The 10,255-nt window shown below is 43.7% G+C and carries 8 protein-coding genes; 1 reads left to right on the forward strand and 7 read right to left on the reverse strand.

Annotated features, from left to right (window positions below):
* On the forward strand, window positions 1-162 hold a 162-nt coding region (locus tag AC1MDJ_RS05455; protein ID WP_479689941.1), incomplete at its 5' end, for a UvrD-helicase domain-containing protein.
* Here AC1MDJ_RS05455 and AC1MDJ_RS05460 read toward each other — a convergent pair.
* The 7 genes from AC1MDJ_RS05460 to AC1MDJ_RS05490 all read right to left on the reverse strand — a co-directional run.
* Window positions 120-1,127 (reverse strand): UvrD-helicase domain-containing protein, encoded by a 1,008-nt coding sequence (locus tag AC1MDJ_RS05460; RefSeq protein ID WP_479689934.1) that lies wholly within the window; start codon window positions 1,125-1,127, stop codon window positions 120-122. The two genes, AC1MDJ_RS05455 and AC1MDJ_RS05460, sit on opposite strands and share 43 nt — an antisense overlap.
* Complete coding sequence (locus AC1MDJ_RS05465) at window positions 1,120-3,759, reverse strand: PD-(D/E)XK nuclease family protein (RefSeq protein WP_479689935.1); 2,640 nt, start codon at window positions 3,757-3,759, stop codon at window positions 1,120-1,122. The genes AC1MDJ_RS05460 and AC1MDJ_RS05465 overlap by 8 nt, the downstream gene beginning before the upstream one ends.
* A gap of 2 nt (window positions 3,760-3,761) precedes the next feature.
* Entirely contained in the window at window positions 3,762-5,171 is a 1,410-nt protein-coding gene (locus AC1MDJ_RS05470; RefSeq protein ID WP_479689936.1) for a hypothetical protein, read from the reverse strand.
* 12 nt (window positions 5,172-5,183) lie between these two features.
* The gene (locus tag AC1MDJ_RS05475) at window positions 5,184-6,005 is read right to left on the reverse strand and encodes a hypothetical protein (RefSeq protein ID WP_479689937.1); all 822 of its coding nucleotides are present in this window, start codon (window positions 6,003-6,005) and stop codon (window positions 5,184-5,186) included.
* 42 nt (window positions 6,006-6,047) lie between these two features.
* Entirely contained in the window at window positions 6,048-7,784 is a 1,737-nt protein-coding gene (locus tag AC1MDJ_RS05480; protein ID WP_479689938.1) for a glucosyltransferase domain-containing protein, read from the reverse strand.
* A gap of 88 nt (window positions 7,785-7,872) precedes the next feature.
* On the reverse strand, window positions 7,873-8,343 hold the full coding sequence (locus AC1MDJ_RS05485; RefSeq protein WP_479689939.1) for a hypothetical protein: 471 nt from the start codon (window positions 8,341-8,343) through the stop codon (window positions 7,873-7,875).
* An 87-nt stretch (window positions 8,344-8,430) separates the two neighbouring features.
* Window positions 8,431-10,255: hypothetical protein (locus tag AC1MDJ_RS05490; RefSeq protein WP_479689940.1), on the reverse strand; the 1,825-nt coding region annotated here is incomplete at its 5' end.

Consider the following 10,255-nt stretch of genomic DNA (forward strand, 5'->3'; position numbering starts at 1 on the left):
GTAGGCGACCCCAAGCAGACCATATATAGGTTTCGTGGGAGCGACCCCGAACATTTTAGCAACGTTGTGGCGGAATATAGCACTAGGCAGATGATTGACGAGCATGAACTGGCGGATAACTACCGCATAATGGTGTCAGGGTCATTAGCAAGCCTAGTGTAGCTATCTGGTATGTCGTCTTTACCTGTGAGTGGCTTAGCTGTGGGGCTTAACCATTTGGAAATGCGCGAGGTAGCCAGAGAGACAACCCCTTTCCCATCTGCCAATTCTTGCAAGTCGTTCATAGCACCTTTTCTAAACGTTCTGTTGAGTTTGCGTTCGCCAATTGCATCTATCTTTGTCAGAAGTTCAAGCATTTTCCCTATTAGTGCACGAATTTGTCTATCGCAAGCCAAAGCCTCATCTAGTGCCTGCCGTAACGTGTCAATATTGACAAATTTTCTAGCCCGTTCCAGCTCGCCACGTAGCGTCACAGCCCAGTCTAGTGCGTGGTTTATAACGGCACTGCGGACATCCTCTATAAACTTAACGGGCAATAGCCCCTGCCAAGCGATGTAGTCGTTAAATAACTGCTCATAGCTGGCGTTGTTAAACGCATTGAAAGCCTCGTTAAAAACTTCCCTCTTTATAGCCTTTATTCGCTCATCACCTACTATCTGGAATGCGGGCGATACGCCTGATTCAAACGGAAATAGGCGCAAGATAGTATTGACAAAGCTGTCTATGGTGCATACTTGCAGGCGACTGGGGTCATTGTATAGTGCATCCTGTGCACGTTTTGCACGTGTTGCTAGCTTGGCAGGGTCGGCTATGCCCAAGACATCAGCCACAGCCTTATATTCACTATCGTTTTCTCCAAATTGTCCATCAGCAAACTTTGCAAGGTTGCTATGGATACGTTCTGACATTTCCGCCGTAGCTTTACGTGTAAAGGTAATGCAGAGTATCTTGCCCAGTGTAGCTGTCCTGAATGTGCCGCTCTCCTCCCCCTTGATATTCTGTAGTGGCACATCGCTAGAATAGCGCAACATAGCGACTATTGCCCGCAAAGCTAGATTATAGGTCTTGCCCGTGCCAGCGGATGCCACCAGTGCTACATTGCGGTTAGTGTCAATAGGGCTACTCATCGGAGTCCCCCTCCCCAGTGCAGAATAGTTCGTAGGGGCAATACCTGCACACGTTTTCGTCCTTAGCTCTTTGCAAGGGGGCATCAGCTTGCAACCAGCTTTCAATAAAGCCTGTCAAGCTCTCCTTAAACTTATTCAAGTAGTCGTTGAGGCTATATTTATATTCAGCGTCACCATAAGCACTCACAAGGCGCGCCCCGCGCTGTAATGCGAACCAGTCCATCTTTTCAACCTGTTTGCCCTCGCCCTTTAACATCAAGGCGTATATAGGTAGCTGCAAGTCCGCCTTATCGTCAAACTCGCTCACTGCTTCCTTTTCCAGTTTGTCAGCATTCTTATATTTATAGTCAATTATGGCATAGCCACCTGTGCGGCTGTTGTGGTCTATCCTATCAACCCTGCCCGATATTTTAACCCCTGCTATATTTATACTACGTTTAGCCTCTACCTCAACAACCTGCCAATATTCACGTAAATGCGCCTCGTTAGCGGTAGCAATATCGGTAAATAGCTCCAACGTAGCGGCTGCCTCGTAGCGTCCAACGGGATTACTCGCAAAATAATCCAACTTCTTTATTTCCTCATTAAATAGTCGCCTTAAATTATCCTCGCTAGGGGGGATTGGAGGTTTATGGTTATGCAACCGTTCAAAAGTCTTATGCATGCAACTACCTAGCTTGTCAGCACGGGCATCCTCCACCAGCTCTGCTTTGCCACTCAAACCACCTATATACTGGTAAAAGAACTTTAGCTCACACATCTTTAACGTGTTGATTGATGTGGGGGAATATTTGAAGTTCCGTTTCTCTGCTAGCCCCAGTCTAACGGACTTGTCAACCACTACATTCCATCTATTATGGGCAGTTGGCAACACAATGTATTTAGCGGGGTTATAAACACGTTTTTTCGCGCCCCTACCAGCTTCAACAGCTGTTTTAGCAAGCAATTCGTCAATGAACGGCGAAGGGAGCGTCTCTTCAGAATCGGTATAGGTAACATATATCTGCTCCGCCCGCGAGATGAGCTGGTATAGATAGCCTTTTCGCAATTCCTGTCTATCGGCAAAGGTAGGTAGTCCCAGTTCGCGCCGTAGTCCAGTGTTCATAAATAGGTCTTTATCCTGTCCTGTTGGGAACACATCGCTAGACATATCAGGTAGGAATAGATATTTATAATCCATATTGCGACTTTCAAGCAACCCCATAACAATAACTTTCCCTTTCACATTCTTTGTTCGGACGACCACAGAACGCAGAGTGCCTACAATATAACGCACTACGTCTATAGTTGACAGTTCGTCCTCTATCTTGCTGTAATATAGTCGCGCGCTATCAAGCTCCTGCACAGCCTGTTTCATAGCTTTTGATTCCGTTTGGAAATTGTTTTCTATTCTATTTAACAGCGTTTTCAACCTGTCTATAGCATCTATAAATGTAAGCTGTGGCGTTATAAATGGCTTTATTAGTTCGTAGATGTTTTTATATCCGCTAGCTGACACAGCGAGTCTACCCTCCTGCTTGTCCCTGTCTAGCTGTTCTAGGTCAGTTTGAGAACCGAATACACCGTGAACCAGCACCATTTCTAGTTCACGAATGTGCAGTTTGTCTTTATATCGCACGCTTTCAGTTATTAGCTGCAACAGGCACTCTAAAAGCTCAAAAAATGAATATGTTGATAACGCCCGCCCCTCAGACAAGCGGAATAGTTTATATCGGTCTGAGAACACAAATAAATCGTTCATCTGCTTATCGGTCACCACAACTGCAATGTCCTCATAAGGGACTTTTTCAACATTATGCAGCCGTCGAACCTCTCGTGTGATATAGTCAAACTGCGCAAGACGCGACTTACACGGAGCGATATTCACCGGTGGATAGTGAGCAACAGTCTCATCGTCCGCCGTTTCAATGCTAATATCAAAATGTTTCATGAGTTGCTCCGCCTGCGGGTGGCTTGAGCCTATGTAGTTAAAGTATAAAACAACGTCTTTAAGCGATTTAAGCTGTTGGAACTCAAAGTTAGTCAAAAAACCACTTATCAGGAAGATATATTTATCAAATCTGTTTATATATTCGCCATAAACAGGCGTTTCTAGGTAGCAACACTCCTGTGCATCAACATAGCCAAGTGTATGTATCTTATCTAAATATAGTTTCCAGAGTTTTTCCAATACCTGTATCTGCTCACCGTAGTCATCATATAAGCTGACTAATGCAAGTCTATCAAAGTCCACTCGCTCCTCGCATAGTTCCCTATAAAACGGCAGTAGCGCATCTGAACGTTGAACAAATGCGATGTAGTTTTCCATAGTTTTAGATGCACCCGACTTCATTAAACAGGTTAGGTCAGTGCTAGAAAGTCCGTCAGATTTGGCAGCCTGATACAGATAGTATGCACGAAGTTCCTTCGGCAACACCACGCCATTATGAACGGCAACGTCTGCTCTAAAATCTTTAATCGTTTGTACGCTCAGTTCCCACGCTTTCATGCCAACAAGTATGTCGCGGTTACGGGCGGTAGGCACCACCACAATTGTGCGAGGTGAGTCAAATTTGCTTATTTCATTGCAAAAATAATCTAACGGCTTGACGCTTGCAGGAACTTTATATGCTTTCATCATCTCTACGGGCATATTTAGTCTATGACTATGTAAGCTATTACCTTGTCGGCGCCATCTACCTTTGCAGTTATCGGGTATTTACGATTGTTTGCATCCGCGGCGTATCGCGTCAACATTGCACTAGGCGAAATTCTAATGTCTTGCCCTCTGTCATCGCCTCTATTATGCACGCCTGTCGGCACCCAACCCTTTAGATTAGCTGTGAAGTTAGTCGTTCTACCGTTCAGCATAACGCTGCCTATCTTGAAATTACTACCCACAGCGATATGAAGTTCACTGCCAGCTAGCATCTGTGTTCTCTCCCCATTGATTACCACATCTAACATATAGCCTCCAGACGCAATAGCAATGCTAGGCGAAGCCGTAGCCGTTACAGACGTTAGTTTGCTTATGGGTGCCACCTGTTGTTGTTTTTTGCTAACTTCGGGGTTAATCGTTAGTTTATCAATATCAACATTAGCGTTCATATCAGCATTAAGCTCTTTCAATAGCCTGTCTAAGTCTATTTTATCCACATCAATGCTCATTAGGTCTATATCTTCCCAGCCACCCCTGTCGCCTTTGCCAATATCTCCACTGGCTAGGTCTTGCTTGGAGCTTACAGGTTGCAAATCGCCCTCTTCATCGTCTTCCTGTTTAGCGAGTGCCAGCATAGCGATACGCTCGTCCGCCAGTTTAGCAGCCATTTTCTTTCCGTCCGTCAATAGCATTGCACTGCCGTCTGACAGTTTCATAGCTTGCACATCGTTCACATCGTTATCCGCACTGTCAGTGTTGAGCTGCTGTGCAATCTGCCCGTCTGCTTGCACGGCGAATAAAATGCCGTCCATAAACATATAAAGCGTATCGGTTTCGTCACTGTCCTTGCGATACGCCACTACGCCATTGCGATATGTCTTAACCAGCGTTAAACCATGCAATTCCTCTGCCGATTGCCCCCACCTAGTGCCGTCAAAGCCGTCATCTATATTTGTACCTATATCGCCAACTTTCTTTATAGTTGAACCATTAGCCACTGCAAGCCTTTCAGTTGCAAGCCTAGCTGCCATACGTCTGCTATTTGTCATTACTAGGTGTGTCCTGTCATCAGCTAAAGCAGTTACTACCACTGCTCCGCTCTCTGGATTTAGTGCGTCAGAGATTGCCATTGCTACAACAGCATCGTGTTCCAGCCGTACCGAAAAGAATATGCCATCCTCAAACAGGTATAGCACATCATCAAGTTGCGTTCCGTCTAAACTCAACATTTCGCTGTCCCTGCGATAGGCTTCTACGCCATTCTTATATCTGCGCACTAGCTGTAGGTCTTGCAATCCGCTGATATTATCGCCCCATAGGATGCCACCAAAGCCATAATCCAGCTCTGCGGAATACACATAGCCTGATAAGCACAGAGAAAGCAAAGTTGATATAATTTTCTTCATTTCATCACCATTTTAGTTTTGTCTGCTCGGCATACGTTCTACAATAGTGCCGATTTTCAATGTTTTCAATAATTTATCGTTACCAGTGCCAGTTTTTAGCCAAGCCCCTGTCTTATTCACATAGTCAGATACGCTCATAGTAAATGGTAGCGGTGTCAGGTGGCAAAACTTCTTACCGCTGATAACATCCGCCTCAATACTTATATCAAGCGGTCTAAATAACATTCCCGCTGCAATGCCACTCTCTGAACCTGTGTTTATAAGTGCAGCACCGCCTCCACCGCGCAACTGGATAATATAAGAGCGCACAGGGATAAGCAACTGCAGTTCCCGCTTAAGTGCACTATCAAGAGCCATTTTTGTTTGCTGCTCATCAACCACACTAGCGATAAACAAGCCTTTAGTCTTGACCTGCACGACAATCTCCCTGTTTTCCACTAGAGGTTGCCCGCTTGTAGCGTCTATAATAGTAATAGTTATTTTGCCTGCACCCTGTTGCGAGCCGCTCACTACATAGTCTGCTCCCAACGCCTTAGCTAGATTTAACCTGTTGTTAGTAGAACTCATCCTGCTGGTGCTCTGTGGCAATATATTAAACGTGCCCAAGGAATTAAAGGCATCTACCACCACGTCACGCACCTGTTTGGTGCTAAAGCTGTCAATATATATGTTCAACTTTTGCCCATCAGCCTGCGCATAGTATTCGCGACACTCTACAGGGATAGATAGCTTGCCCGCACTATCTACAGACATCACAGCAGGTTCAAAAGCCTGATTGCAAGCCACAACTAGCGCAACTAGTGCGCAAAAAAACAGCCGTTTAAACGTCCACATACAGAAATTATGCTACAAAGAGCAAGAAAAAGCAAGGGGGGGTTACTTTGATATTACCACAAGTATCTTATCCCCGCTCACTACCACAGACGATTTATCGGGGTAGGGCTTGGCTGAAGCAATATCATTGCGCAACTCTTCCGCTAGCTGTTTGCAGTAACCTGACGATTCATACGGATTAGGCAAGAAGCACGATTGCGTTATGTGGACAGTTGGTCCCAAGTGAAACAACAATGGTGCAACAGTGCCCATGTTAATGGGCTCACTTATCATATTAGAATAACTGCCATCCCCTCCACTACGCACATTTGCTAGCTCTCCCTTTGATGGTTCATGCCCAAAGTAATAGAATTGCCTATGTCCAGTGTAGCCACCAGTGCCTACCGCCATTAGGCGGTATTTCGCGTCTTTATTAAAGTTAGGGTGTGCCTCAATACGTGCCCTAACAGCAAACCACATATTCTTTTCGCTTGCCAGTCCATCGTGCCATATTCGGGTAATCAGGACATCTTGAACAGCATAAGCCCACACCAGCAACACCACTAAAACAACCGTAACACTCCTAACAATCTTTTTCACTGGCAACATAAAGACCAGAACAGGGATAAAGGCAAAGACAAATCGCAAGCCGAAATAGTATTCCCTATAGCCTATATGCCAAGAAGTTATCAACGTTGAGAGACTGGACAGGACGAATAAAAAGACAACTAATACAGCTATCGTAAGCGTTTTTATTAGTTTATTCTTATACTGGCTTGTATTCGTCCAGATATAAACAAGGCAACTCACTAATGAGATTAAAGAAAGCCAGCAGAGCAGAGACGTGATGTGACTGGTGAAAAATGGCTCAAAAATCCTACCTAACAAGACGCCAAAGTTTTTATTCATAATGCCAAAGAAGTTTAGCAACATTTGATAAGGGGCAGTCGGGTCTGTATAGCCACCTCCTAGCATTTCCCTAGTTATCCATAAATAGCCCGCATAGCATACTGCCGCCAGTATAGTAGCTATAAATAGATATATATAAGATGAAACTAGTTTTTTTAAGCCATTCAACGTCACGTTCCAGTCACAAATCACGTCAATAATAACTTTAGCAATAAATACGACAATCAGAGTCTCCACTCCACTTTGATAGCTCATAACAGACGTAAGTATTAGTATGGCGGAAACACCTGTCAACAAATATTTCCTACAGGGACTATCAGCTGTGACGGCGCGCCACGATAGGAGCAAGGCAAGCACCATAGAGAATGATGCCCTGCTGAATGAAAGTGCAACTTCGGGATAGTAGAGCGATATAGCAGTGAACGGCGATAGCACAAATAGTAGCCCGATGAGTGAATATGTAGAGACTGAACGCGGAATACGCCAATACACACAGCACATTATAGCCGCAAGTGAAACCAATAGGTGTATAAGCAATGGACTGATAACTGGCAGTATATGTCCATCCAGCAAGTAGTAGGTTAGCAGAAAACGTATCGGTCTGCCGGAAGAATAAGTCCCTAGTTCTAATCCGTCCAAATAGGGTTCCCACGCGTGATTGCCTACCCAAAAGAAAAAGAGATAGAAAGCAAAAGCCGTGTTGACACCAATAAACACTACCCAAAATGATTTTATATATTCAGTCGGAATACTCCTGTAAAAGCCAGAAAGAGATGCCACTACATCAATGTCAACAATTTTCTTTGCCAGCTTATTATTATGTATTTTCCTTACTATATAGTCAAACCCCAAAGAGATAGCATTATTTAATTTATATCCAAAAACAAACAAAAGTGCAAAACAGGTAGCAAATATTGCAAAAACGGTAATCTTATAACGGGCTACTATATAGTTATAAAAGAAATCTTTCGTTGCATTATTACGAAAAATGATTTCTAGGAGTGCCCCCCCCCCCCCCAGGCTTAACGTCTACAACGTATTCTAACGTTTTTCCGTTATCAAGGGTAAGCTCCTTGTCTATAACACTCTTGTTGTTTATCTCAATAGACGCATACTGCATCGCTAGCCCATTGACAGGCTTTCCAAATAGTTGTGCTGGCTGGAAAACCAAACGTAGCTGTCCGCTACCAGAGGTATTGATTTTGATAGGACCGGGCACTCGCCATTTCCTATGCGTATCTGTGGATATATAGGCAGTGTCTCCGTCATACCTTAATAAGTTTCTTTTGCCCCATTCCCTGATAACAGAAACAACCTTAACATCGCCTGTGGGCTGTAGGTCTATCCGCAACATAGCTTCTTTGTAGTCTTGGCACTTATAGGCAACAAAAGAAACAGTCAATAGCAACGATACTATAAAGGCGCTAGCAACCCTAGATAACACATTCATTAGAGCAACTCCTACAAAAATAATTTAAGCCACATTACAAGCCAAATGGCAGTCTAACATATTGCTTGACGAAATGCTAGCTACTTTTTATGGTTTGGGCTTTGATATTACCACAAGTATCTTATCCCCACTCACTACCACAGACGATTTATCGGGGTAGGGCTTGGCTGAAGCAATATCATTGCGCAACTCTTCCGCTAGCCGTTTGCAGTAATCGGGTGATTCATACGGATTAGTCAAATAGCAGGACTGCGTTATGTGAACGGTTGGTCCCAAGTGGAACAATAATGCTGCCGTAGTGCCAAGACTGATTGGTTCGCTTATCAAGTTGGAGAAACTAGCGTCCTTACCGCTATATACATTTGCTAGCTCTCCCTTTGATGGTTCATGCCCAAAGTAATAGAATTGCCTATGTCCAGTGTAGCCACCAGTGCCTACCGCCATTAGGCGGTATTTTGCGTCTTTATTAAAGTTAGGGTGTGCCTCAACGCGTGCCCTAACAGCAAACCACATATTCTTTTCGCTTGCCAGTCCATCGTGCCATATTCGGGTAATCAACACATCTTGAACAGCATAAGCCCATACCAGCAACACCACTAAAACAACCGTAACACTCCTAACAATCTTTTTCACCGGTAGCACAAAAACCAGAACAGGGATAAAGGCAAAGACAAACCGCAAGCCGAAATAGTATTCCCTATACCCTATATACCTAGAGCTTACCAACGTTGAAATACTGGACAACACAAACAAAAAGATGACTAATACAGCTAACAAGCCTGTTTTTAATAGTTTATCCCTGTATAAGCTCGTACTCCTCCAGACGTAAATAAGACAGCTCACTAATGCTATTAAAGAAAGCCAGCACAGTAAAGAGATTATATGGCTGGTAAAGAATGGCTCAAAGTACCTGCCTAACAGGACACCGAAATTCTTATCCATAATGCCAAAGAAGTTCAATAGCATTTGATAAGGGGCAGTCGGCTCTACAATATCGCTGGTTATTCGCTCTCTATTGTATCTAAAGTAGCCCGCATAGCATATTACTGCCAGCAAAATAGCTGTGAGGGAGTAAGTATGAGATAATACGAGTCTTTTCAAATCAACAAATGTCGCATCCCAGTCACGAATTACGTCAATAATAACCTTAGCAATAAATACGGCAATCAGAGTCTCCACGCCACTTTGGTAGCTCATAACGGATGTAGCTATCAATACAGCGGAGACACCTGTCAGTAAGTACTTCTTATAAGAATTATCAGATGTGGTTGCGCGTTGCGACAGAAGTAGTGCTAGCACCATAGAGAATGATACTCTACTGTATGAAAGCGTACATTCGGTATAGTAGAGCGATATAGCCGTGAAAGGCGATAGCACCAATAACAACCCAATGAGTGAATACGTAGAGACTGAACGCGGAACGCGCCAATATATGCAACACATAATAGCCGCAAGTGCAATCAATAGATTTGCAAGCAATGGACTAATGACCGGCAATATGTGTCCATCTAGCAAATAGTAGGTCAGCAGAAACTGCAACGGTCTGCCAATACTAGGACTTCCTAGTCTTAATCCATTCAAATAGTCATCCCATGTGTGATTTCCTACCCAAAAGAAAAAGAGATAGAAAGCAAAAGCCGTGTTGACACCTATAAACACTACCCAAAATGATTTTATATATTCTTTTGGAATACTCCTGTAAAAGCCAGAAAGAGATGCCACTACATCAATGTCAACAATTTTTGTCAACTTACTACTATGTATAGCCCCTACTACATAGTTAAGCCTTAATGAGATAGTATTTTTTAGCCTGTGTCCAAAAATAAATAGAATAGCGAAACAAGCAACGAATATTGCAAAAGTTGCGGTTTTATAATGCGCTACTATGTAATTATAAAGAAAATCTTTTGTT

The organism is Candidatus Termitispirillum reticulitermitis, assembly GCF_054655775.1.